Here is a 23,644-nt window from a genome sequence, read left to right on the forward strand (position 1 = left end):
GGCCATAGCGTCTGTGACCCACCCGATCCCATCCCGAACTCGGACGTGAAACCAGACAGCGCCAATGGTACTACTGCCTAAGCAGTGGAAGAGTAGGTCGCCGCCAGGCTTTGAAGCCAGCACAAACAAAACCCATTCACAACGACACGCCCACGGCCCCGCGAGCAGCAGCTTGCGGGGCCGGTTGCGTTTGAGGGCCGATGGAGGGAGGGGCCCCCGTTCCCCCTGTTTCCAGCGGAGGCCCCTCGGGCCCGTCGGCAGGAGGACCAAGGGTGCCGCCGACGGAATGCCATGCAAGCTACTGTGCCGCAGCGGGAAAGCCCATTAGGCCGAATGGCCTAGCCGCGCTTGACAGCCGCGCCCGCAGTCCCGGATAGCTGGGCCGGGGAGACCGGCGTGAAGGCGGCGCATCGCGATCAGATCCTCGTCAACGAGGTTCGCACCGAACTGAAGGGGAGCGTCGCCGCCTGGATCGGCCTGGCGTCGGTTACGGCGTTCCTGGCCTGGGAGTTCGCCGCGCTTCGGGACCAGATCGGCTACCAGCTCTGGTTCGGCACCATGACCGTCTTCCTGACCGGCTGGCTGATCGCCTGGACGCGCTTCGTGACGCGCCCGCCCCCCGAGGACGCGATCGTTTCGACCTGGATACCCTGCGCGAAGGCCGGCATGATGCTGTGCAATCTGGCGACCGCTGCCAGCGTCTGGGTGTTTCTACCCGCATCGCCGCCCGAACTCCGGGCGTTGATGATCATTCTATACGCCTGGTATCTGATCATCCAGTTCGCAGCAGCCAGCGAAGCGACGCAGGTGCTGACGAGCGCAGTCGTCATGGTGCTGGGTTCGCTCACTGCCTGGCTGCTGGTGGCGCGGCCGCCTTATGCGCTGCCGCTCGCCTGTTTCCTGCCGCTGTTCGGCGCAACGTTGATCGCGGTGCGGAGGTTCATCCGTCAGGCAGTGGTGGCGGCGACAGCGGCGCGCGCGGAGACCGAGGAAGCGCGCGGCGAACTTGCCCTCGCCTTGACGGCCGTCGCCCGCGAGCGGGACGCCAAGACCCAGTTCATCCGCGCTGCTTCGCACGACCTGCAGCAGCCGCTCCAGGCGGCCGCCCTGTTCCTCGACCGCATCAAGCCGGGTGGCCGCGCCGCCGAACAGGCGCCCTCGATCGGCGGCCTGCGCCAGGCGCTGACTGCAGCGCGCGCCCTTGTCACCGCCATGCTCGAGCATCTGAAGCTGGAAGGCGGTGTGATCCGCCCGCGCATCGAGCGGCTGACAGCCGGTGACGTGTTCGACCGCGTGCTCCTGACCCAAGGGCCCGTTGCCGCTGCCGCGGGCATCCGCATCCGCCGGGCCGGTTCGCGTGTCGTGCTTACGGCCGATCCGGCACTGCTCGCCCGCGCGTTGGAAAACCTCATTGCGAACGCTGTCCGCCATGCCGAAGCGCGGCGGATCCTGCTCGGCTGCCGCCGCGAGCGTGGCAGCGTGCGCCTCTGGGTGATCGATGACGGCAAGGGGCTGGGCGAAGGCGACGAAGCGCGCATCTTCAGCCCGTTCGAACAGGGTGCCCATGTCGGCGCGTCCGGCGGCTTCGGATTGGGCCTTGCCTCGACGCGGGGGCTTGTCGCGCTGATGGATGGGCAATGTGGCGTCGCCAAGATGATCCGCGGAGCTGCCTTCTACATCTCTCTGCCAGTTACGACCGGTACAGAAGCCGAGGATCTGCGTTGCGCTGCCTGATTGGTGACGATCATCCGCTGATGAGGCAGGCGCTCGCCGCGACGCTCACCGGCCGCTGGCCGGAGCTGTCGGTCGATCAGGCGGCGGGCTTTCCAGAGACCTGGGCGCTGGCGGGAGGCGGCCCCGACTTCTGCCTTGTCGACTTGGCCATGCCCGGCGCCGAGCCGGTCCAAGGCGTGCAGCGGCTGCGGGACATGGCGCCCGACCTGCCGATCATGGTGGTCACCGGCCTGACCGATCCCGCCCTGCTCGACGCGATCCGCGCCTGCGGCGTCATCGGCATCCTTTCGAAGACGTTCGACGCAGAGGAGCTGCTCGACCCGCTCCAACATGCTCTGGGCCTGCCGAATGGTGCCGACGAGCCAAGTCTCACCGACCGCCAGCGTGACGTGCTGCGGCTGATGGGCAGCGGCCTCACCAACAAGGAGATCGGTCTCCGCCTTGGCATCGCGCCGGCGACCGTCAAGATCCACGTTTCCCGCATCATCGCCTTGCTCGGCGCCGCCAACCGCACCGACGCAGTGTCGCGAGCGGAGAAGCGGGGACTTTCATCAACAGCTTAGCGGCCTCGCGGGAATGACAAGGGTAGACGGACGCCTTAATCCGCTCTCATGACCGATCTCGCCGATCCGTTCGATGCCATTGCCGACGCGCCTTTCGATAGCGCGTTGTCGGAGCGCTATCTTGTTTACGCCCTGTCCACGATCACCGCGCGTTCGCTGCCGGACCTGCGCGACGGTCTGAAGCCGGTCCATCGGCGGCTGCTCTGGGCCATGCGGTTGCTGCGGCTCGACCCGGCGGCGGGATACAAGAAGTGCGCACGCGTCGTCGGCGACGTCATCGGCAAATATCACCCGCATGGCGACCAGTCGGTCTATGACGCGATGGTTCGCCTGGCGCAGACCTTCGCGCTGCGCTATCCGCTCGTCGACGGGCAGGGCAACTTCGGCAACATCGACGGTGATAATGCCGCTGCCTACCGTTACACCGAAGCGCGGCTGACCCAAGTCGCGATCGACCTGATGGCCGGCCTCGACGAAGGCACGGTCGATTTCCGCCCGACCTATAATGGCGAAGAGGAAGAGCCGGAGATCATGCCCGGCCTCTTCCCCAACCTGCTCGCCAATGGCGCGAGCGGGATCGCGGTGGGCATGGCGACCAGCATTCCGCCGCACAATGCGGCCGAAGTGCTTGATGCCGCCATGCTGCTGATCGACGAGCCGGACGCTGAGCCGGCACGGCTGCTGGAGCATGTGAAGGGACCTGACTTCCCCACCGGCGGCGTCATCATCGACGGGCCCGGCGCGATCGCCGAAGCTTATGCGACCGGGCGCGGCGCCTTCCGGGTGCGGGCGCGTTGGACGAAGGAGGATACCGGCCGCGGCACCTGGGTCGCGGTGGTGACCGAGATTCCTTATGGCGTGCAGAAGGGCAAGTTGATCGAAGAGATCGCGGCTCTGGTCAACGACAAGAAGCTGCCGATCCTGGAGGATATTCGCGACGAGTCCGACGCCGAGATCCGGATCGTATTGGAGCCGCGCAGCCGCACCGTCGACCCCGACATGCTGATGGACAGCCTGTTTCGCTTGAGCGACCTGGAAGTGCGGGTCCCGCTCAACATGAACGTGCTAGACGCGCACCACACGCCCCGCGTGCTGGGGCTGAAGCCGGTGCTCGAAGGCTGGCTCGCCCATCAGTTCGTCGTGCTGGTCCGCCGCTCCGAGCATCGGCTCGCCCGGATCGACGATCGGATCGAGCTGCTCGACGGCTATCTGATCGCCTATCTGAACCTCGACCGCGTGATCGAGATCATCCGTACCGAGGACGAGCCCAAGCCGGTGATGATGGCGGAGTTCGCGCTGAATGACCGGCAGGCCGAAGCCATTCTCAACATGCGCCTGCGCTCGCTGCGGCGCCTGGAGGAGATGGAGATCAAGGGCGAGCGCGCCAAGCTCGACGAGGAGCGGGAAGGGCTGCGCGCGCTGCTCGCCAGCCCCGCTCGTCAGAAGACGCGGATGAAGCGTGATCTTGCGAAGCTACGCGATCGCTACGGCCTGGAGACGACGCTTGGCGCCCGCCGGACGTCGATCGAGGAAGCCGGCCCGGCGCGCGAATATTCGCGCGAGGCGATGATCGACAAGGAGCCGATCACCGTTGTGCTGTCGCAGCGCGGCTGGATCCGTGCGCTGAAAGGCCATGCCGAGCTTGCCTCGGCCGAGACGATGAAGTTCAAGGAAGGCGACGGCCCGGCCTTCGCCTTTCACGCCTACACCACCGACAAGATCCTGATCGCGGCGGAGAATGGCCGCTTCTACACGCTGGCCGGCGACAGGCTGCCTGGCGGCCGCGGCTTTGGCGAGCCGATCGGGCTGATGATCGATCTGGATGGCCAGATCGGCGTCGCCGCCTGTTTCGCGGCAGGCGCCGGCCGCCTGTTGCTCGCTTCGTCGGACGGTCGTGGGTTCATCGCCAAGGTGGACGAGGTCGTCGCCGAGACCCGGAAGGGCAAGCAGGTCGTCAACATCCGCACCGGCGCCAAGCTGCGCATCGTCCGCCGCATCGCCGAGGATGCCGATTATGTCGCAGTCGTCGGCGACAATCGAAAACTCGTTCTCTTCCCCTTGACGGAGCTCCCTGAGATGGGCCGCGGCCAGGGCGTGACCCTGCAGCGCTACCGGGACGGCGGCCTGTCGGACGCGGTCGCGCTCAAGTTCGCGGACGGGCTCAGCTGGTCGATGGCCGGCGGCAGCGGACGTACGCGGACCGAAGCGGACCTCACACCCTGGCGCAGCGCACGAGGCGCGGCTGGTCGCATGGCGCCGATCGGCTTCCCGCGCGACAATCGCTTCGGCTGACGCCTACCAAAGGGAACACCGCCTTAACCATTCGCGTCTAGGGCAGAGGCCGAATGGCTCTCGCCCGCAAGCTCGCAAGCGCCCCCTCGGCGCATCCTCTCTCGCTGGTCGAGAGCGCGCCGCTTGCCCGAGCCGCGGACCAGTTGCGGCGCCCCTTCCTCGAGGCGCTGCCGATCGCAGCCGCGATCCTGGAGACCGATGACGCGAGCGACCTGCGCATCGTCGATGCCAATGATGCATTTAGCCTGTTGGGCGAAGATTTGCTGTCCCGCTGCGACTTTGCCGGCCAGGTACGTGACTTCCTGCAAGGTTCGGGAGCGATCCTGGAGTGCGATTGGAGCGACGGCGACCCGATCGCCGGCCGCTGTTACAGCATCCGTGCTGCCCGGCTCGCCCGCATTCAGGGTATCAAGCCGCGCTGCTTGCTGACCTTGCTGGACCGCACCGCCGAACGCGCGACGGAAAAAAGCCTCAGGCGCGAGATGTTCAGCGACAGCCTGACCGGCCTGCCGAACCGCGCCGGTTTCAGCGAAGCGCTGGAGACCGCGCTCGCCGGTGCGGAGCCCGGCTCGCATGCGGTACTGATCATCGATCTCGTCCGCTTCAGCCGCATCAACGAGTCGATCGGCCCAGTGGCTGGCGACGAGTTGCTGATCACCATCGCCCGCCGCATGCTATCCGCGATCCGCATCGGCGACACCCTCGCCCGGACCGGCGGCAACGAGTTCGGCGTCTGCGTGAAGCTGAGCGATGGGCCGGAGGAAGCACTCGCCGTCGCGCGGCGGCTCGCCGACGTGCTCGTCGCTCCGTGCCGCTTGTCAGATCTGGAAATTCGGATGGACTGCGCCATCGGCTGCGCGGTGCTCGAACCGGGCTGCGATGGCGACGAGCTCGTCCGCCGCGCCCAGTTCGCGGTGAAGCGTGCTAAAGCGAGCGGCGATGTGGAGCTTTACCAGCCCCGCGCCTTTGACCTTGCGCGTCATCATTTCTCACTGGAGACCTCGCTCAGGCGCGCGATCGAGGCGGAGCGGCTGACTCTAGCCTTTCAGCCGATCGTCGATCTGCAGACCGGCCGCGTCGAAAGTTTCGAAGCCCTGGCCCGCTGGCAGGAAGCGGGGCGCGACGTGCCTCCCAGCAGCTTCATCCCTGTGGCGGAGGAGTCGGGTCTCATCGTGCCGCTCGGCCGATGGGCGTTGGAGGCGGCGCTTCGCACCTTGCGCGGCTGGGACGAGCGCGCAGGCGGGCGCTCCTCTCCGCGCGTCAACGTCAATCTGTCGTCCATCCAGATCACGCGCGACGACGTGCCCCAGCTTGTCACCGGCCTGCTTGCCACCCACGACCTCGATCCGGCGCGTCTGACCTTGGAGATCACCGAAAGCGCCATTATCGCCGAGCCGGAGCGCGCGGCGCGCATGCTCCATCAGCTGCGCGACATCGGTGCGACGCTCGCGCTGGACGATTTCGGCACCGGCTATTCCAACCTGGCCTATCTGCAGCGCCTGCCGATCGGCGTGCTGAAGGTCGACCAGAGCTTTGTTACCAACATGCTGGGCGACAGGGACAAGGTCGCGATCGTGCGTGCAATCATTTCGCTGGCAGACGCGCTCGGCCTGAAGACCACCGCGGAAGGCGTCGAGACCAGCGAGCTGTCGCAGACTTTAGCCGCGCTCGGCTGCACCCGCGGTCAGGGCTATCTCTATGCAGCGCCGCTGGACCCCGAAGCCGCGTTCGACTTCTGGTCGCGGAGCGTGGCCGCGACCTCGTCCGCGAGCTGATCGACCCGCGCAAGCGGCGGGAAACCTTCTGCTACCCAACGATCCTCGACCATCCTGAGGGCCCGCGCGACGGCCGGTCCGGCGTCCAGCCCGCGCTTCACTAAGGCGCCGCCGGAAATAGGCAGGCGCGGCGGGTTCCAAGCGGCAATCGTAGCGGCCGCCTCTGCGTCGCCGTCGAGCAGCAGCCGGTCGATCGCCCCTTCCACACCGATGCGGTAGGCGAGTTCCTGCGATCCGGCGGCCGGTGCGGTGAGGGCCGCGGCGATGCGCTTGCGCTGCGCGTTCGACAGCTTCAGCCGCGCCGCGATCCCCTCTGCCTTGTCCGCGTCTTGCGGCCCGAGCGCGCTCAGCCGCCGGACCGGGTCGCCCGGTAGTTGCGCCGCCCGCTCCGCCCGAACCAGCGCTTCCAGCCGCTCCAATCCGGCTTGATCGAACTCGGGCAGCACTGGCTTGAATATGTCGGCGTTCAACATGTGCCCGATTGCCTGCGCCGGGTCGGCGGTGCCGAGCAGCTTCAGCAATTCATCGGCGATCCGCTCTCGGCTGAGCGCCATCAGGTCGTTCGCCCGTGCCTTACACGCCGCATAGGCGGCTTGCTCCGGCGCGCCGCGGCCGAAGCGTGCATGGAAGCGGAAGAAGCGCAGGATGCGCAGGTGATCCTCCGCGATGCGCTGCAGCGGGTCGCCGATGAAGCGCACCACCCCCGCCGCCAAATCGTCACCTCCGCCGAAATGGTCGAACACTTGCCCGGTCACCGGGTCGGCGGACAATGCGTTGATCGTGAAGTCGCGCCGCGCCGCGTCTTCTTGCCAGCCCCGGGTGAAGGCGACGGTCGCCCGCCGCCCATCCGTGCTGACGTCCCGCCGCAGCGTCGTGACCTCGACGGGCTTGCCGCCCACGACCACCCCCACCGTCCCATGCGCGATGCCGGAGGGACTGGACCACACCGTCAATCCAGCCGCTTCTGCTCGCGCCTTGACCTCCTCCGGCAACAGTTGCGTACCGATGTCGAGATCGCCGGGCTGCACTCCGGCGAGCGTGTCGCGCACCCAGCCGCCGATATAGCGGCTGCGGCCCTCGCCGAAGCCGATCGCCTCGCCCAGGCGCGCCAGCGCCTCGCCGTCCCAGCCGGCGGGCGGAACCGGAACATAGTTGATCGATGTGCTCAAAGCTTACCTCGTCATTCCCGCGAAAGCGGGAACCCAGTTGCTGCATCGGAGCAACCCGCTGGCCGATCAAGAAGAAGCTGGGTTCCCGCTTGCGCGGGAGTGACGAGAAGGATGTTCAGTCGCGCAGCCGATGCGCCAGATTGACGATCATCGCCGCCGTCGCGCCCCAGATCCGCCGCCCATTCCACAGGATTTCGTAATAGCGGCGCCGCTGACCCTGCCAATCGACTTCGCGATCCTGGTGATTGGCCGGGTCGAGCAGAAAGGCGAGCGGCGCCTCGAACCAGTCCGCCACCTCTGCCGCAGCGGGCGTCAGCGGCAGGTCGGGTGGCACCACGCCGATCACCGGCGTAACCTGGAACCCCGTGACGGTCACATAGCGGTCGACCGGCCCCACGACCTGGACACGGTCTCGCGGCAAGGCGATCTCCTCTTCCGCCTCGCGCAGCGCAGCCGCGACCGCGTCCTCGCCCGGATCGATCCGACCCCCCGGAAAGGCCACCTGTCCGGCATGTTTGCGCAGCGTTTCGGTCCGCTGCGTCAGGATCACGCCCGGCTCCTCGCGATCGGTGACGGCCACCAGCACGGCCGCCGGGGTAAGGCCGGTGACCGGCTCCAGCACCGCGTCACGCATGTCGCTCGACAGCGGCACAGGCTCGCGTCCGGAGCCGCGTGCCAGCGCCTCCGCCAGCCGCTCGGCCAGGCTCATCCGGCGATCGGGAAGAAGACGCCGTCGCTCCACAAGCCCGGCGGATCGGCCGCTTCCTCGATTGCGGCGTTGGCGAGCTCGTAATAGACCGAGCGCGCGACGAGAGCCTCCAGGCCATCACGCACCACCAGATAGGGATGAGGCCCGTCCGCCTTTTCTTCGAAGCGCAGCGGGTGATCGGGCCCGGCGACGATCAAATCGCCGGTGTTCAGCCGGAAGGCGAGCCGCCGGGCTTGCCCCTCGCCTTCGCTCTTCAGCTCGACGGCGACGAACGGCGCGTCCTCGACCGCAATGTCGAGCTTCTCGACAGGAGTAACCAGCACATAGGAGCCGTCCGGCTCGCGGCGGAGGATGGTCGAGAAAAGCTTGACCATCGCCTGCCGTCCGATCGGCGATCCTTGGTGAAACCAGGTGCCGTCGCGCGCGATCCGCATTTCGCTGTCGCCGCAGTGGCTGGGGTTCCAGCTCGCGACCGGCGGCAGCTTCGCCTCGCCGGCCAGCTTGGCGATCTCGGCGAGGGACAGTCCGGACAGGTCGGCAGGAGGGGCAGGCATGGGCATGGGTTTCGCCTAACTCACAATCCCGTCATGCTGAACTTGTTTCGGCATAACCGGTGAACCGACGGTGCGTTGGAGGGCTTATCTCGAAACAAGTTCGGGATGACGAACAGAGATGAGCTGCCCCTGGGCCCCCACTGTCCGCCTCAGCCGCGCCAGCAGACGATGCTGCTCGTACGGCCCCGCTTCGATCCGCCAGCGACCCGTCTGCTCGGCCGTGAAGCCCCAACGGCCATAATAGTCAGGGTCGCCGATCATCATCAGGGCGTCGGCACGTTCGGTTTCCGCGGCAGCAATCAGGGCGTCCATCAGCGCCGTGCCGACGCCTTGCCCCTGCGCCTCCGGCAAGACGGCGACTGGGCCGACCATCACCAGGCGCTCGACGTGCACGGCCGTGCGCAAAGCGACTGGCCAGCTCTGCAACGAACCGACCAGCCGGCTCCCATCCCAAGCCGCAAAGCTCAACTCGCCCAGCGACGCGGTCCCCTCCCGCAGCCGATAGGCGGTGCGGCCGTGCCGGTCGGCACCGAAGGCGGAATCGAGCAAGGCTTCGACCTCCTGCGGTTTGGCTTCGGTCAGGGGAGACAGGCGAAGGTTCAATCGTTGGTCCTCAAGACCGGGCATGGACGCCCGGAGCGGCGCGCTTTAGCGTTGCGGCGCCGCAATGGAAGCGAGATTCACTTGGGGGCAGGGAGGTTCCGCCTTTGAAGCTTTATGACGCCGTCTGGGCGCCGAACCCGCGCCGTGTCCGCATGTATCTGGCCGAAAAGGGATTGGAGATCGAACGGCGCATGGTCGATCTCGCCAATGGCGAGAATCTGCGCGATCCCTTTATCGGCTTGAACCCTCGCGGCACGGTGCCGGTCCTTCAGCTGGACAGCGGCGAGTGCATCGCGGACTCGGTCGCCATCTGCCGTTATCTCGAGGTGCTGCACCCCGACCCGCCCTTGTTCGGTCGCGATGCGCTGGAGATCGCCCGGATCGAAGCCTGGACCCGCAAGATCGAGGCGGAGGGCTATGCCGGCGTCGTCTACGCCTTCCGCAACCGCAACAAGCATATGACCGACCGCGCACTGTCGGGCCGCTGGCCGCCGGTTCCGCAGCTTCCCGAACTGGTGATGCGCGGCCAGAATATGTGGGCCTGGTTCCTGGAGACGCTGGACGAGCATCTGCGGGACCGCGACTGGATCGCGACGGACGCGTATAGCTTTGCCGACCTGACGGGGTTGATGACGGTCGATTTCGCCAAGGCCACGCGCCTGTCCGACGGCGACTTCCCGCCAGCTGTCGCGGCGTGGCATGCGCGCGTCTCCGCCCGGCCGAGCGCGACTGCGTGACGGCGGAGTTCGGCCAACCGCGCACTGCGATCGTCACGGGCGGCGCACGGCGCATCGGCTGCTCGATCAGCCGCGCCCTGGCGGCCGATGGCTGGCACGTCCTGATCCATCACCATAGCTCGACTCGCGAAGCCGCCGAACTCGCGGATGAACTCGGCGCCTCGACTGTTCAAGCTGATCTGGCCGACCCCGCGACTCCCTCCCGCATCGTTGCGGCGCTGGATGGGCTGCCGCCGCCCGCCCTGCTGGTGAACAGCGCAGCGGGCTTCGAACTCGATCAGTTCGACGATTTCACCGCCGAGCATTGGGACCGGCATATGTCGGTCAACGCCCGCGCCCCTGCCTTGCTCACCCAAGCCTTCGCCAAGGCAGTGCCGGAGGGGCAGAATGCGCTTGTCGTGAACTTGCTCGACGCCAAGCTCGCACAGCCCAATCCGGACTTCTTCACCTACACCATCGCCAAGGCGGCCTTCGCTGCGGTGACTGAGCTAAGCGCCCGCGTGCTCGCCGCGCGCAACATCCGCGTCTGCGCGATCGCACCTTCGGTCACTCTGGTGTCGGGTCTGCAGACCCGCGAGAATTTCGATCAGGTCCACCGCCTGAACGCGCTTGGCCGCGGGGTCACGGTCGAGCAGATCGTGGAGGCGCTCCGCTTCGTCATTGCGACGCCCACGCTCACCGGCCAGACGATCACGCTAGACGGTGGCCAGCGCTTCCTGGGCCTGCAAAGGGACGTGCAGTTTCTCTAGCAATCGTCATCCCGAACTTGTTTCGGGATAAGGGTGGAGCCGCTCGGACGCAGTCGATCAGCCGACTGAAGTCAGAGCGCCGGAAGGCTTATCCCGAAGCAAGTTTGGAATGACCTTTCTTCATCACTTCTGCGTCTTCAGCCAGGCGATCAGCTTCGCCCGCTTCGCCTTATCGGGCATGCCGACATAGATCATGCGCGTGCCGGGCACCTTCGCGCGCGGATTGGCGATATAAGCATCGAGTTCCGCTTCGCTCCAGACGCCCTTCTGCGCCTTGAGCGCCGGGGAGTAATTGAAGTTCGGCACGGCCGCCTTCTTCGCGCCGACGATCCGGTGCAGCGTCGGCCCCAATCGATTCTGACCCGGCTTGACGGTGTGGCACGCGGCGCAAGGGGCGAATGACGGATCGTTCTGCGCCTGCGCAGCGCCAGCCATGGTCATTGCTAATGCGAACAGAACCAAGCGCATCCGAAATCCCCGCCGCTTCAGCCTCGATGCCGCGCTCCTAAGCCGCTGAACATGAATGGCAAGTGACGTCGTTATTCGTCACCTTACCACTTCCGCAACTGCGAAATAAATCTGTTCGCACCTGCACAATTTTCATTGACCCAAATGTCATTGCTGTGAAACATTCGTGCAGGGGAACAAAGGGGACTGCGCATGAAGCTCGTCACCGCGATTATCAAACCCTTCAAGCTGGACCAGGTCCGCGAGGCGCTCACCGCGCTTGGCGTGTCCGGCCTCACCGTCACCGAGGTCCAGGGGTTTGGCCGGCAAAAGGGTCAGAAGGAAATCTACCGGGGCGCCGAATACACCACCAACACCGTGCCTAAGATCAAGGTCGAGGTGGTCTGCCCCTCCAATCAACTCGATCGGGTCGTCGAGGCGATCCAGCAGGCGGCCCACACCGGATCGATCGGCGACGGCAAGATCTTCGTCATCGAAGTCGGCCACGCCATCCGCATCCGCACCGGGGAGACGAACGATGCGGCGATCTGAACAGGGGGATCTCACGATGAAGCTGAAGCTTGCAGTGGCCGCCTTGCTCGGCCTGGGTGCGGAGCCCGCCTGGGCGCAGGGCGGGCCGGTCAAGGCGCCGACACCCGAGCAGATGGCGACTATGGTCGACAAGGGCGACGTCGCCTGGATGCTGGTCTCCTCCGCCCTGGTGCTGATGATGTCGGTACCGGCGCTCGCGCTCTTCTATGGCGGGCTGGTGCGCACCAAGAACATGCTGAGCCTGTTGATGCAGGTGCTGATGATCGTCTGCGTGGCGGCGCTCGTCTGGGTGTCCTGGGGCTATAGCCTCGCCTTCACAGGCGGCTCGCCCTTCATCGGCAATCTGTCCAAGGCATTCCTGCAGGGGGTGTCGACCAGCACCTACGCGGCGACTTTCAGCAACAACGTCTATCTGCCCGAATATGTCTATGTCGTCTTCCAGATGACCTTTGCCTGCATCACGCCGGCGCTGATCGTCGGCGCCTTTGCAGAGCGGGTGAAGTTCACCTCGCTGATGGTCTTCGTCGTCGCCTGGCTGACCCTCGTCTATTTCCCGATCGCGCACATGGTCTGGTATTTCGCCGGGCCGGACTTCCTATCCGACGCACCAACCGACGCCGGCTATCTCTATGGCATGGGTGCGCTGGACTTCGCCGGTGGCACGGTCGTGCACATCAACGCCGGCATTGCGGGTCTCGTCGGTGCGATCATGATCGGCAAGCGGATCGGCTGGCCGCGCGAGGCGACGCCGCCCCATTCGCTGACCATGACGATGATCGGCGCTAGCCTGCTCTGGGTCGGCTGGTTCGGTTTTAATGCCGGCTCCAACCTAGAGGCAAACGGCGTCGGCGCGCTCGCCTTCCTGAACACCTTCGTCGCAACGGCAGCCGCCGGGATCAGCTGGGCCGTCGTCGAGCAGATCAAGCATGGCAAGCCCTCGATGCTGGGCGCTGCGACGGGCGCCGTTGCAGGCCTCGTCGCGATCACCCCGGCAGCCGGCTTCGCGGCGCCTGGCACCTCGATCCTGCTTGGCCTCGCCGTCTCGCCGATCTGCTTCTTCTTCGTGTCGACGGTGAAGAACCGGCTGAAGTATGACGACACGCTTGACGTGTTCGGCGTCCACTGTGTCGGCGGCATCGTGGGCGCGATCGGCACGGCCATCGTCGCGGATCCGGCGCTCGGCGGGCAGGGCTGGTTCGACTATACGCAGTTTCCGGCCGTGCCCGGCGCCTATGACATGGCCGGGCAGCTCGTCACCCAGATCAAGGCGGTGCTGATCACGCTCGTCTGGTCCGGTCTTGTATCGGCGATCCTCTATTTCGTCATCGGCAAGACCCTGGGCCTGCGGCCAAGCGAGGATGCCGAGCGCGAAGGCCTCGACCTCTCCGCACACGGCGAGCGCGCCTACAACTACTGACGAGGTCCACCTGCGAGGGACTGACTGGCCGGCGGGGCGACTCGCCGGCCTCTTTTTTGTTGCAGTGCAGCATTTTTGTTCTTGTGCGCCGCGAAAAGCCTGTCATCATCCTGTCACGGCGGCACAGGCCCGAATGAGGCCCGAACCCGCCGGCGCAGGCTGGACGTGACGATAACCCAAGCAAGGTGGGGTATTATGCGCACGTCTTTCCAGGCTCTGACCATGGGCCTTCTTCTCGTCTCTTCGGCGGCTCACGCGCAGGAAGAGGAAGCTTCCGGCTTCACAATCAGCGGCAGCGTCGTCGGCGTGTCCGATTATCGTTTCCGCGGCGTCTCCCAATCTGACAAGGATCCGGCCGTCCAAGGTACGATCACGGTCACGCACAAGAGCGGGCTTTATGTCGGCGTGTTCGGATCGAACCTGGCGGGCTGGGGCACGTTCGGTGGCCCGAACCTCGAGTCCGACATATTCGGCGGCTATAAATTCCCGATCGGCGAGAGCGCATCGATCGACGTTGGGCTCACCTGGTACATGTATGCCGGCGGCGTCAACAAGACCGACTTCGCCGAGCCTTATGTGAAGGTGAACGGCACCGTTGGACCCGTCGCGCTCACCGCCGGCGTCGCCTATGCGCCGAGCCAAGAAGCGCTCGGCCGCTGGTATCGGACCGGTGCCGAGTTTGTCGCCGGCACACCGTCCGATCCGGGTGACAAGGAAGACAATCTCTATATCTGGGGCGATGCCGCGGCGGCGGTCCCGGGCACGCCGCTCACTGTCAAGGGGCATCTCGGCTATTCGGACGGCAATTCCGGCCTGGGTCCGAACGGGACCAGCGTGGCGCCGACCGGCAAGTATCTTGATTGGCTGCTGGGCATCGATGGGACCTGGAAGAACCTGACCCTGGGCGTCGCCTATGTCGACACTGACATCAGCAACGCGGACCGGCTGCCGCTGCTGCCCAATTTCGGCACGGTCGCAAGCGGCAAGTCGATCTCGGATTCCACAGTGGTGTTCTCGATCACGGCGGCATTCTGAAAAGTTAATCGCTTAACGGACCGTTAGCCAGGCAAGCCTATGAACCTCCGGTTCTTGTGGAGGTTCGCGCTTGCATCTCTGGCACTGGTCCGACTTGAAGGCATGGAGCGCGTCGTCCGCCGACCTGGTCGAAGCGCAATTGCGCTCGGTCGCGCGCTCCTACCCGCTCACCTTTGCGGCTACGGCCGCGGTGAGCGGAAGCTTCATCTGGGCGCTAAGCGATCTGCCAAACCACAAGTGGATCGTCGCGGGAGCGATGCTGCACCTGCTGGTCAGTTGCGCCGTCCTGTCGCGCTGGCTGATCCAGCGCCGATCAGGCTGGCGGGTGATCGACGCCGCCCGACAGGCTCGCGCGATCACGATCGAGTCAGGCTGCGTCGCCGCCGGCTGGTTCCTTTTCCTTTCCGTGGCCGGTATGGAGGCGTCGCCCGCAGACCAGGTGCTGGTCACGACGGTCATGGCGGGTGTGATGGCGGTGGGGGCGCTGCGTTATGCTGCCATTCCCGCCGCCGGGCTCGTCTTTCTCCTGATCGCTGGCGGCATAGCCGGCATTTTCGCGATTGCTTCGGCCATCCCGCTGACCGTCTATTTCTGCCTTGCCGTCTTTGTTCTGATGCTGGCCCGCACGGTGCTGGCTCAAGGCACCGCACTGCGCTTTCAGCATGAAGTCGGCGCAGACCTCGAACGCGCCGCGCGTGAGCGCGATCTGTTGGCCAATGAAGCGAGGATCGCTGCCGCCCAGGCTCAGCTGCGGGAGGCGGAGGAACTGAACCGCCGACGCGAGGCGCAGGACGCCGCGCGCCTGAAACTCAACGAAGAAATCGCGGCGAAGCTGAAGGCCTCGATCTTGCTGGCGCTGGACGAACTCAGTTGCGGTGCCGAGCAGACCGGCGCCAATGCGCAGGCGCTGGCCGCGCAGTCAGCACAAACATCGGATCAGATCGTCAGTCTTGCGGCCCGTGCTCGCAGCGCCGATGTGGATGCGGGCCATCTGCTCCGCTCGACCCAGGAGCTTGGCGCCGCGCTTGCCCTGGTCTTGTCGCGGGCCGACGAACAAAGGCGCACCACGCTCAAGATGCAGAGGCTGGCCTCCGAAGCCGACCATACCCTCCGCAACTTTATCGAGGCGGCAGCCAGCATCTCATCCATCGTGGATGCGATTTCGGGCTTTGCGCAGCAGACCAATCTGCTGGCTCTGAATGCGACGATCGAAGCGGCGCGGGCCGGTGAGTCGGGGCGCGGTTTTGCCGTCGTTGCCAATGAAGTGAAGGCGTTGGCGAACCAGGCGGCAGCCGCGACCGACGACGTGAAGGGCCGCTTTTCAACGCTCTCGACAGCGGTCGGTCGGACCTCCGACATTGTCGAGGAGATTAGGGGCAGCTTCGACCTGCTGCAGGAAGTGGCAGAGCTCGTCTCATCGGCAACCGAGAACCAGCAGCGCTTGGTGCAGACCATCCACCTTTACGCCGATGCCGCCGCCTCCGTCGCCTCCGAACTCCAGACCGGCGCCGCCCGCGCCGAGGAGGCGGCGAACGGCACCACCGGCCTGATCACGAGCGTCGAATCTTCGATCGCCCAACTCACCGCGCACGCCCACAAACTTCAGCGCGAGGCGCAGTCCTTCGTCGCCGAACTAAAGGCGGCGTGAGGGCGCGGCCGGTAAACGCTAGCGCACCCTCAAACGTCACCCCGTGGTCGACACGGGGCTCGGCTACTTCTTTGTCTTCAAACGCAGATATCATCCGCTTGGCTGATCGGCCATTTCGCGCAACGGATCAAAGCCAAGCCCCTGTCAAGCATGGGATGACTGGTTGAGTGATGGGGATTGCTGCGGCGAACGGAACGCCTCCAAACCATTCCTGACGGACCTCCAGGGCACGAGGCGAGGTGCCGCTGGCCTACTTACCCCGGGCCATGTCCGCCTGCTGCTCCAGCTTTTCTGCCTGCTCCTCGGCCGCCTCGCGGGCGGCGTCGGCTTGTTCCTCGAGCGCGTCGGCCTGGGCCTCGCGCGCGTCGTTGACGGCGTCCTCAGCCTGGTCCTGGCGTTCGCCCATGGTCTCGGCGGGGCCGCTCTGGATCGAGTCCTCGCTCTCGACCGCTCCCGACGCGTTGTCGGCCTTTTCGCCCGCCTGTTCGCGCGGGCCGTCGCAAGCGGCGATGGAAAGGGCGGCCAAAGTGGCCAGGCTGATCCGGATCATGCGTCGACCTCCCTGTTGATCTTGTGGAGCCGTTACGCGCTGAGTCCCTCACTCGTTCCATCGGCGATGCCCATGTCGCGGAAGGGGCGCGGCTCTGCCGGTGCGTCGTCGCAGTCGTTCAGCTGGAGCTGCCAAATGCCCACGTCGATCCAGCGCCCTTCCTTCCAGCCAACCCGTGGGTTGATACCGGCTCGCCTGAACCCAAGTCTCTCGTGCAACCGCAAGGACGCTGCGTTCGGCAAGGCAATGATCGCGATGGCTTGCCTGAAGCCCTGCGCGCGCAACATATTCAGCAGGGCTTCGTAAAGCCGGCGGCCTACGCCCCGGCCTTGCGCCTCCTCCGCGACATAGATGGTCGTCTCTGCCGCAAACCGATAGGCTGCGCGCGCGCGGAACGGCCCCGCATAGGCATAGCCGAGCACCACGCCATGCTCTTCGGCGACCAGCCACGGGTAGAGCCCTCCGGCTCTGTCCATCCGCACGCGCATTTCAGCCGCATCGGGCGCCCGTTCCTCGAAGGAGACGGCTCCCTTGGTGACATAGGGTGTGTAGATGGCAGCGATCCGCGCCGCATCCTCGGGAGCGGCGGCGCGAAGGCGCATCAGCGCGCCAGCTTCGCGAGCAGCCAGGCAAACAGCCCCGGGCTCGGCCGGACGCCAGAGGCGGTCGTGCCGCATTCGAGACAGCGCGCCTGGATCGACCCGCCGCCGGTCGCAAGCCGCCGCGCATCCTCGATCGCGCTCCAGGCTAGAGCCGTCTGGCGCGCGCCCAGCATCGCCAGCACATCGCCGCTACCGCCCTCGTCACTTGGCCGGCTCCAGTCGGCGGCGATCCGCTCGACCCAGCTTGGCGCCCGCTCCAGATAGACGAGATCGACATCGTCCGCGCTCAGCTTCGCGCGCCGCGCCGCCTCGCGCACGGCATCGTCGAACGATCCAAAGGCGTCGACCAGTCCCAGCTGCCGGGCGCTGCCGCCATCCCACACCCGGCCCTGCGCGATCTCGTCAACCCGCGCCGGCGGCAGCTTGCGCGTCGTGGCGACCAGTTCGACGAAGCGCCGGTACATGTCTTCGACGCCGGTCTGGGCCAGCCGGTCGAACTCCGGCGTGGTGCCGCCGAACAGATCGGGCTGGCCGCTGAGCGGAGTGGTCCGCACGCCGTCGCTGGTAACGCCGATCTTGGCCAGGGCATTCTCGAAGGTCGGCAACACGCCGAACACGCCGATGGACCCGGTGATGGTTGTCGGCTCGGCGAAAATGCGGTCGCCAGCCATCGCGACCCAATAGCCGCCGGAGGCCGCGACGGACCCCATCGAAACGACCACCGGCAAGCCCGCCTGCTTCGCTTCGATCAGCGCCGATCGAATCCGCTCCGACGCGAGCGCCGATCCGCCCGGCGAGTCGACGCGGACGACCAGTGCCTTCAGGTCGCCCCGGGCCAGACCCTGGCGTACGGCCTTGGCGATCGTCTCGCCGCCGGCCGCGCCAGGTCCGGCCTCGCCGTCTTGGATCGTGCCCGCGACCGTCACCACGCCGACATTACCGCCGGTATGTTTGACCGGATTGGCCGCGACCCAATCCTCCAGCCGCACGGCCTTGTAGCTGCCGCGCCTGGTGTCGCTGCCGGCGATCTTCGCCACGCGTTCGGCGAAGGCCTCGCGCTCGCCCAGTCTGTCGACCAGCCCTCTCTCCACCGCCGCATCGGCGAGCCGCCCGGCCCCTGCCGGGTTGGCAATCGATTCCGCCAGCCTCGCCTTGGCCCGGGCCGCGCTCACATGCCGCAGCCAGCCATTCCACAGCGATCCCGCCAGCGCCCGGTTCGCCTGCTCGGCCTCTGGCGACTGATCGGAGCGGAGATAAGGCTCGACCGCCGACTTGTAGCTGCCGACGCGATAGACATGCGCATTCACGCCCAGGCGGTCGAGCAGTCCCTTATAGTAAAGCCGCGACCCGCCCGGCCCGGTGAAGGCAACCGCGCCCATCGGGCTCAGCCACACTTCATTGGCGTGGGCCGCGAGCAGATAGCCGTCGTCGGTATAGCCGGTCGCGTAGGCGAGCACCGGCTTGCCGGCGTGCTTCACCCGGTCGAGCGCCTCGCCGACCTGCTCCAGCGCGACCTGGCCGCCGCCCAGAAAGCTGTCGAGATCGAGCACCACCGCCTTGATGTCGCCATCGCTACGCGCCGCGTCGAGCGCGCGGATCACGTCGCGCAGCCGGTGCTCGCGCGTGACGGGGCCGCCGCCGAGCGAGTCGAGCAGGCTGCGCTCGGCCGGCTGCTCGACAATCGTGCCATCGAGGTCCAGCAGCAGCGCGCCCGATCCGGTGGTCCGTGCCGGGCTCCAGGTCAGTGCCGCGTGCAGGGCCGCGAAGAACAGCAGCAGGAAGACGAGCACCAGCCCGTCCTTGATGCCCACGAGCAGCCGCCAGAAACCGGCAAGAAGGCGCATTCGATATTCTCCGATCGGTTGGCGCGAAGGTCGGCGGCACGCCGCCCCTTTGCAACCCCGTTCCGATTGTCGCGCAGGCGAAACTTTCTATCCGTTCAGCCTTGAAGCCCGATTTCGACCGGCATATATGACCGCTGCTGGCACTCGCGGCAGGTGAGTGCCAACAGCCATTACATACCGGAGGGACTAACGAAATGAACTTTCGTCCGCTGCACGATCGTGTGCTCGTCCGCCGCGTCGAAGCCGAAGAAAAGACGGCCGGCGGCATCATCATTCCCGACACCGCCAAGGAAAAGCCGCAGGAAGGCGAAGTGATCGCCGTCGGCGGCGGCGCCAAGTCGGAAGAGGGCAAGGTGACCCCGCTCGACGTCAAGGCCGGCGACCGCATTCTGTTCGGCAAATGGTCCGGCACCGAGGTCAAGGTCAACGGCGAAGACCTGATCATCATGAAAGAGTCCGACATCCTTGGGATTGTCGGCTGAGCTTTCAACGAACTCTGAGAAGGAACTGACACATGGCAGCTAAAGACGTCCGTTTCGCGCGCGACGCTCGCGAGCGCATCCTCCGCGGCGTGGATATCCTCGCCGACGCGGTGAAGGTGACCCTGGGCCCCAAGGGCCGCAACGTCGTCATCGACAAGAGCTTCGGCGCGCCCCGCATCACCAAGGACGGCGTGACCGTCGCCAAGGAGATCGAGCTCAAGGACAAGTTCGAGAATATGGGCGCGCAGATGCTGCGCGAGGTCGCGTCGAAGACCAACGACCTGGCCGGCGACGGCACCACCACCGCCACCGTGCTCGCCCAGGCGATCGTGCGTGAAGGCATGAAGTCGGTTGCGGCCGGCATGAACCCGATGGACCTGAAGCGCGGCATCGATCTCGCCGTCACCAAGGTCGTCGAGGACCTGAAGAAGCGCTCCAAGCCGGTCGCCGGCAGCCAGGAAATCGCCCAGGTCGGCATCATCTCGGCCAATGGCGACACCGAAGTCGGCCAGAAGATCGCGGAGGCGATGGAGAAGGTCGGCAAGGAAGGCGTGATCACCGTCGAGGAAGCCAAGGGTCTCGAGTTCGAGCTCGACGTCGTCGAAGGCATGCAGTTCGATCGCGGTTATCTCTCGCCCTATTTCATCACCAATCCGGAGAAGATGCAGGTCGAGCTGAACGACCCGTACATCCTGATCCACGAGAAGAAGCTCTCGAACCTGCAGGCGATGCTGCCGATCCTCGAAGCCGTGGTGCAGAGCGGCCGTCCGCTCCTCATCATCGCCGAGGACATCGAGGGCGAGGCGCTGGCCACGCTCGTCGTCAACAAGCTGCGCGGCGGCCTCAAGGTCGCGGCCGTCAAGGCACCGGGCTTCGGCGATCGCCGCAAGGCGATGCTCGAGGACATCGCGATCCTCACCAAGGGCGAGATGATCTCGGAAGACCTGGGCATCAAGCTCGAGTCCGTCACGCTCGGCATGCTCGGCCAGGCCAAGCGCGTCACCATCGACAAGGACAACACCACGATCGTCGATGGCGCCGGCGATGCGGAAGCCATTAAGGGCCGCACCGAGGCGATCCGCCAGCAGATCGAAGTCACCACCAGCGACTATGACCGCGAGAAGCTCCAGGAGCGTCTCGCCAAGCTCGCCGGCGGCGTGGCCGTGATCAAGGTCGGCGGCGCGTCCGAAGTCGAGGTCAAGGAGCGCAAGGACCGCGTCGACGACGCTCTCCACGCCACCCGCGCCGCGGTCGAAGAAGGCATCGTCCCAGGCGGCGGCACCGCGCTGCTCTACGCCACCAAGGCGCTTGAGGGCCTGAAGGGTCAGAACGACGATCAGACCCGCGGTATCGACATCATCCGCAAGGCGATCACCGCCCCGGTCAAGCAGATCGCGCAGAATGCCGGCGTCGATGGCGCCGTCGTCTCGGGCAACCTGCTCCGCGAAGGCGACGAGACCCAGGGCTTCAACGCTCAGACCGAGACCTATGAAAACCTGGTCCAGGCCGGCGTGATCGATCCGACAAAGGTCGTCCGCACCGCGCTCCAGGACGCCGCGTCCGTGGCCGGTCTCCTGATCACCACCGAGGCGACCATCGCCGAGCTGCCGCAGGATGAAAAGGCTCCGGCCGGCATGCCCGGCGGCATGGGCGGCATGGGCGGCATGGACTTCTGAGCCGGATGACGGCCGGAGCTAGCGCAAGCTAGCTCCGGACTCGTCACCGGCCGGCCGGCGGGTCGCCCAAGGGCGATCCCGACCGACGAGGCGGCGGCTTCGCCGTCGCCGGTCCACACCAAAGCCAAAGCAAAGGGCCGGAGCACAACCGCTCCGGCCCTTTCGCTTGCAACCAACCTTGAAGAACTAGCCCCATCACCAAACACCGTTCGGGCTGAGCCTGTCGAAGCCTTCCCTTTCTACTTGCCTTAAGAGAACAGAAGGAAGGGCGTCGACAGGCTCAGCCTAGGCGGAGATACGGGCGGCGCAGGCTGGATGAGCACAGGTGCTCGCTTTGCCGAAGCGAGGCGCTGCAGCCAACTTAGCGCCGATTACCCTAGAGGATCAGCGCTCCCATGCGCTCCGATCAAGCGACCGCATCGCCTCGGTGATCGCCACCGTATCTATGCTGACTCGCACCACTTTCGCGAGCAGCGCGATCATACTCTCTTTATAATCGGCGAACCGATAGGTGTTGAACTTCTCGCGGATGGTCGGGTCGCGCGGCGTCTTCTCCTTGTGCTGATCGAGCACCCAGTCGATTGCCGAGCGGTTGCCGAGCCGATAGTTCCAGGCCTCGCGTGGAATGCCGGTGATCTGCGTGTCCTCGTCGACGCGGACCAGTCCTTGCTCCGGCACGGACTTGAGGATTGGCTTGGGGTGTGTGCCCTCGGCGCGCTTCGGGTTGGGCGTGTCGATCCGCTCGATCGGCCAAGGCTCCACCTCCTCATAGCCGATATGCATCGCCATCAGCGCCTGCCCCCAAGCCACCCAGCGCGCGAAGTCGGGATAGAAGGGGATGCGCGGAAACTCGCGCTTCAGGTTGAGCGCATAGGTCTCGCGATAAATGGGATCGTGAAGGACGGCATAGACATAGTGGAAGATCGCGTCCTTGCTGACGCCCTTCTTGCCATAATGCGCGACGAACTTGTTGAGCGCCCAATCGGTGATGTTGTCGACCCGCTCGCCGGATTTTGTGTAACGGTAGCGGGGGAGCACGTTTGTCCCGGCGCCCGCTCCGACGAGATGCAAATCGGGTACCACGTCACTCGCTAAAGACATCCAAGGCTTCTGAGAGCCCGGCCCAGTCATGGCGAGGTATGGGTTCGGCACCTCTGTACCAAATGGGAAAAACCGATGCTGTTGGTACGGTCGATGGCTTATAATCGGCGCAAAATGTGTCACCACCTTTGTAAATGGGCGATAGAGTGCGCACCGCTTTAGTTTTCGTGAACTATGTAGGCGTTTCGGCTGCTTCAAATAGGCTTCAAGCTCACTGGTCCATTTAATCGAACGATCCACCCAATCTCCTGTCCGATTGGGCATTCCTTCCCTTCGCCATCGCCGATGCTCCCGGTTGAACGCGTTGACAAAGAAGCGAACCTTTTTGGCCAGCGTCAACGTGTTCCTGTCATAAACCCAGTCATCGCGATTGGTAGCAACTCCCAGGGAAAATAGCTTAAAGATTGCTCGATCACGCGAACCATCCTTCAGCTTGTTCTTTTTATCGACGAGCGGAATAAGGGCCGATGTCTCGGCTTCCGGAATATCGATCCAAGCTGCGTCTGGCCTATCACTAAGCACCTGCGACCTGGCAGTAGAAAGATCATGTGTGCTTACCCACGTTAGCTTTTCTTCCGCACTACCACTTGGCGCAGCGAGATAAGCCAAGCGGGCTGGCGCGCGATTCCCTCTCCGTTTGACCCAAAAGCTAACCGCGACGCCCGTGCCAATTCCAAAAACATTCCCCGAGCCGCCGACGCCCTGTTTTTTGTAGTCGCCGCCAAGGTCGACAATCCACGCCTCGGAGAAGTCTTCCGACACGATGCGTCGAAAACCGTCAGCTGTGTGGGCGTCAATGAAGCTCCGGTTGGTGATAAACGCGACGACGCCCTCGTCGCCGATGCGGTCACTCGCCCAACGAAAGAAGCGAACATACATGTCGTAGAGCTTCGTCTTCTGCGCTGTGCTCGCCTTGATGTAGGTGTTCTTTATGCGCGCATCGATGTGCGCATAGGTGCGGTTCTTGTTGTTGTCGTTTTCGTTCTGCTGGTTGGCGTTGTAGGGTGGGTTGCCAATGATGACGCTGATCTTGCGGCGGTTCTGGCGCTTGACGCGCTCCATGTTCTCGTCGGCCAACCCGCCGAGCAGGTCGAACTGATGGCCTGAATGGATCCCCAGCGCATCGACGTTATCCAGCGTGTCGACGAAGCACAGATTCTCGAACTCGGCGAATTGACCGGTGATCGCCTGGTAGGTCGCCTCGATGTTCAGGTTGGCGACGTAATAAGGCAGGATGGCCACTTCGTTGGCGTGCAGCTCTTCCTTGTATTTGTGCCTCAGTTTGTCGTGGTTGCCGCGGAAATGCTCGAGCAGCTCGACGATGAAGGTGCCGGTGCCGGTCGCAGGATCGAGGATCTCGACGCCCCGATCGATTAGGTTTTTGCCGAAATGCTTTTCGCACAGC

At 65.3% G+C, this 23,644-nt stretch carries 21 protein-coding genes and 1 rRNA gene; 13 read left to right on the forward strand and 9 right to left on the reverse strand.

Annotation, left to right across the window (positions count from 1 at the left end; translation table 11 throughout):
• From rrf to VGT77_RS11395, 5 genes are all read left to right on the forward strand, one after another.
• Positions 1 to 109: ribosomal RNA gene (gene rrf, locus VGT77_RS11375) — 5S ribosomal RNA — on the forward strand; the annotation flags it as partial.
• 239 nt (positions 110 to 348) lie between these two features.
• Positions 349 to 1,734, forward strand: a complete 1,386-nt coding sequence (locus tag VGT77_RS11380; RefSeq protein ID WP_327462638.1) for a HAMP domain-containing sensor histidine kinase — start codon at positions 349 to 351, stop codon at positions 1,732 to 1,734.
• Positions 1,722 to 2,297 (forward strand): response regulator transcription factor, encoded by a 576-nt coding sequence (locus VGT77_RS11385; RefSeq protein ID WP_327462640.1) that lies wholly within the window; start codon positions 1,722 to 1,724, stop codon positions 2,295 to 2,297. Before VGT77_RS11380 ends, VGT77_RS11385 begins: the two co-directional genes overlap by 13 nt.
• Positions 2,298 to 2,345: 48 nt before the next feature.
• Positions 2,346 to 4,589 (forward strand): DNA topoisomerase IV subunit A, encoded by a 2,244-nt coding sequence (gene parC / locus VGT77_RS11390; protein WP_327462642.1) that lies wholly within the window; start codon positions 2,346 to 2,348, stop codon positions 4,587 to 4,589.
• Positions 4,590 to 4,642: 53 nt separating this feature from the next.
• Positions 4,643 to 6,364 carry a bifunctional diguanylate cyclase/phosphodiesterase gene (locus tag VGT77_RS11395; protein WP_327462644.1) on the forward strand — a complete coding sequence of 574 codons (1,722 nt, stop codon included), beginning with the start codon at positions 4,643 to 4,645 and terminating at the stop codon, positions 6,362 to 6,364.
• Here the strand turns inward: VGT77_RS11395 and VGT77_RS11400 are convergent.
• The 4 genes from VGT77_RS11400 to VGT77_RS11415 form a co-directional block, all read right to left on the reverse strand.
• Positions 6,286 to 7,533: a CCA tRNA nucleotidyltransferase gene (locus VGT77_RS11400; RefSeq protein ID WP_327462646.1), complete on the reverse strand. Its 1,248-nt coding sequence runs from the start codon at positions 7,531 to 7,533 to the stop codon at positions 6,286 to 6,288. The two genes, VGT77_RS11395 and VGT77_RS11400, sit on opposite strands and share 79 nt — an antisense overlap.
• Before the next feature lie 115 nt (positions 7,534 to 7,648).
• Entirely contained in the window at positions 7,649 to 8,242 is a 594-nt protein-coding gene (locus VGT77_RS11405; protein WP_327462648.1) for a CoA pyrophosphatase, read from the reverse strand.
• Complete coding sequence (locus tag VGT77_RS11410) at positions 8,239 to 8,802, reverse strand: DUF1285 domain-containing protein (protein ID WP_327462650.1); 564 nt, start codon at positions 8,800 to 8,802, stop codon at positions 8,239 to 8,241. The genes VGT77_RS11405 and VGT77_RS11410 overlap by 4 nt, the downstream gene beginning before the upstream one ends.
• Positions 8,803 to 8,880: 78 nt before the next feature.
• On the reverse strand, positions 8,881 to 9,399 hold the full coding sequence (locus tag VGT77_RS11415) for an N-acetyltransferase (RefSeq protein WP_327462652.1): 519 nt from the start codon (positions 9,397 to 9,399) through the stop codon (positions 8,881 to 8,883).
• Between the two features lie 104 nt (positions 9,400 to 9,503).
• Here VGT77_RS11415 and VGT77_RS11420 point away from each other — a divergent pair, with 104 nt between their 5' ends.
• Together VGT77_RS11420 and VGT77_RS11425 are read left to right on the forward strand one after the other, a co-directional pair.
• Positions 9,504 to 10,136: a glutathione S-transferase family protein gene (locus tag VGT77_RS11420; protein ID WP_327462655.1), complete on the forward strand. Its 633-nt coding sequence runs from the start codon at positions 9,504 to 9,506 to the stop codon at positions 10,134 to 10,136.
• A complete protein-coding gene (locus VGT77_RS11425; RefSeq protein ID WP_327462657.1) occupies positions 10,133 to 10,885 on the forward strand; it encodes an SDR family oxidoreductase in 753 nt (250 codons plus the stop codon). Before VGT77_RS11420 ends, VGT77_RS11425 begins: the two co-directional genes overlap by 4 nt.
• Before the next feature lie 123 nt (positions 10,886 to 11,008).
• Here the strand turns inward: VGT77_RS11425 and VGT77_RS11430 are convergent, their stop codons facing one another.
• Positions 11,009 to 11,320: a c-type cytochrome gene (locus VGT77_RS11430; protein WP_327462659.1), complete on the reverse strand. Its 312-nt coding sequence runs from the start codon at positions 11,318 to 11,320 to the stop codon at positions 11,009 to 11,011.
• Positions 11,321 to 11,545: 225 nt separating this feature from the next.
• On the opposite strand from VGT77_RS11430, the gene VGT77_RS11435 reads away from it, so the two are divergent.
• The 4 genes from VGT77_RS11435 (at position 11,546) to VGT77_RS11450 (ending at position 15,984) form a co-directional block, all read left to right on the forward strand.
• A complete protein-coding gene (locus VGT77_RS11435; protein WP_327462661.1) occupies positions 11,546 to 11,884 on the forward strand; it encodes a P-II family nitrogen regulator in 339 nt (112 codons plus the stop codon).
• Between the two features lie 16 nt (positions 11,885 to 11,900).
• Positions 11,901 to 13,301 (forward strand): ammonium transporter, encoded by a 1,401-nt coding sequence (locus tag VGT77_RS11440; RefSeq protein WP_327462957.1) that lies wholly within the window; start codon positions 11,901 to 11,903, stop codon positions 13,299 to 13,301.
• A gap of 195 nt (positions 13,302 to 13,496) precedes the next feature.
• Positions 13,497 to 14,336, forward strand: coding sequence for a TorF family putative porin (locus tag VGT77_RS11445; RefSeq protein ID WP_327462663.1), 840 nt, complete (start codon positions 13,497 to 13,499; stop codon positions 14,334 to 14,336).
• A gap of 70 nt (positions 14,337 to 14,406) precedes the next feature.
• Entirely contained in the window at positions 14,407 to 15,984 is a 1,578-nt protein-coding gene (locus VGT77_RS11450) for a methyl-accepting chemotaxis protein (protein ID WP_327462665.1), read from the forward strand.
• 250 nt (positions 15,985 to 16,234) lie between these two features.
• Here VGT77_RS11450 and VGT77_RS11455 read toward each other — a convergent pair whose 3' ends face one another.
• The 3 genes from VGT77_RS11455 to sppA are packed head-to-tail and all read right to left on the reverse strand — an operon-like array spanning position 16,235 to position 18,980.
• On the reverse strand, positions 16,235 to 16,534 hold the full coding sequence (locus tag VGT77_RS11455; RefSeq protein WP_327462667.1) for a hypothetical protein: 300 nt from the start codon (positions 16,532 to 16,534) through the stop codon (positions 16,235 to 16,237).
• 32 nt (positions 16,535 to 16,566) lie between these two features.
• Positions 16,567 to 17,136 carry a GNAT family N-acetyltransferase gene (locus VGT77_RS11460; RefSeq protein ID WP_327462669.1) on the reverse strand — a complete coding sequence of 190 codons (570 nt, stop codon included), beginning with the start codon at positions 17,134 to 17,136 and terminating at the stop codon, positions 16,567 to 16,569.
• A complete protein-coding gene (sppA, locus tag VGT77_RS11465) occupies positions 17,136 to 18,980 on the reverse strand; it encodes a signal peptide peptidase SppA (protein ID WP_327462671.1) in 1,845 nt (614 codons plus the stop codon). The genes VGT77_RS11460 and sppA overlap by 1 nt, the downstream gene beginning before the upstream one ends.
• Positions 18,981 to 19,174: 194 nt before the next feature.
• Here sppA and groES point away from each other — a divergent pair, with 194 nt between their 5' ends.
• A complete protein-coding gene (gene groES / locus VGT77_RS11470) occupies positions 19,175 to 19,462 on the forward strand; it encodes a co-chaperone GroES (protein WP_327462673.1) in 288 nt (95 codons plus the stop codon).
• Between the two features lie 32 nt (positions 19,463 to 19,494).
• Positions 19,495 to 21,138: a chaperonin GroEL gene (groL, locus tag VGT77_RS11475; protein WP_327462675.1), complete on the forward strand. Its 1,644-nt coding sequence runs from the start codon at positions 19,495 to 19,497 to the stop codon at positions 21,136 to 21,138.
• Positions 21,139 to 21,522: 384 nt separating this feature from the next.
• On the opposite strand, the gene VGT77_RS11480 is transcribed toward groL, so the two are convergent.
• Entirely contained in the window at positions 21,523 to 23,481 is a 1,959-nt protein-coding gene (locus tag VGT77_RS11480) for a type ISP restriction/modification enzyme (protein WP_327462677.1), read from the reverse strand.
• Between the last annotated feature and the right edge of the window lie 163 nt (positions 23,482 to 23,644).

The sequence above is a fragment of the Sphingomonas sp. genome (assembly GCF_035944535.1).
Classification (GTDB): domain Bacteria; phylum Pseudomonadota; class Alphaproteobacteria; order Sphingomonadales; family Sphingomonadaceae; genus Sphingomonas_B.

Coding starts and splice junctions, on each gene's coding strand:
- parC (WP_327462642.1), top strand. CDS start 2,346: ATGACCGATCTCGCCGATCCGTTCGATGCCATTGCCGACGCGCCTTTC.
- VGT77_RS11395 (WP_327462644.1), top strand. CDS start 4,643: ATGGCTCTCGCCCGCAAGCTCGCAAGCGCCCCCTCGGCGCATCCTCTC.
- VGT77_RS11405 (WP_327462648.1), bottom strand. CDS start 8,242: ATGAGCCTGGCCGAGCGGCTGGCGGAGGCGCTGGCACGCGGCTCCGGA.
- VGT77_RS11410 (WP_327462650.1), bottom strand. CDS start 8,802: ATGCCCATGCCTGCCCCTCCTGCCGACCTGTCCGGACTGTCCCTCGCC.
- VGT77_RS11430 (WP_327462659.1), bottom strand. CDS start 11,320: ATGGCTGGCGCTGCGCAGGCGCAGAACGATCCGTCATTCGCCCCTTGC.
- VGT77_RS11435 (WP_327462661.1), top strand. CDS start 11,546: ATGAAGCTCGTCACCGCGATTATCAAACCCTTCAAGCTGGACCAGGTC.
- VGT77_RS11440 (WP_327462957.1), top strand. CDS start 11,901: ATGAAGCTGAAGCTTGCAGTGGCCGCCTTGCTCGGCCTGGGTGCGGAG.
- VGT77_RS11445 (WP_327462663.1), top strand. CDS start 13,497: ATGCGCACGTCTTTCCAGGCTCTGACCATGGGCCTTCTTCTCGTCTCT.
- VGT77_RS11455 (WP_327462667.1), bottom strand. CDS start 16,534: ATGATCCGGATCAGCCTGGCCACTTTGGCCGCCCTTTCCATCGCCGCT.
- VGT77_RS11460 (WP_327462669.1), bottom strand. CDS start 17,136: ATGCGCCTTCGCGCCGCCGCTCCCGAGGATGCGGCGCGGATCGCTGCC.
- sppA (WP_327462671.1), bottom strand. CDS start 18,980: ATGCGCCTTCTTGCCGGTTTCTGGCGGCTGCTCGTGGGCATCAAGGAC.
- groES (WP_327462673.1), top strand. CDS start 19,175: ATGAACTTTCGTCCGCTGCACGATCGTGTGCTCGTCCGCCGCGTCGAA.
- groL (WP_327462675.1), top strand. CDS start 19,495: ATGGCAGCTAAAGACGTCCGTTTCGCGCGCGACGCTCGCGAGCGCATC.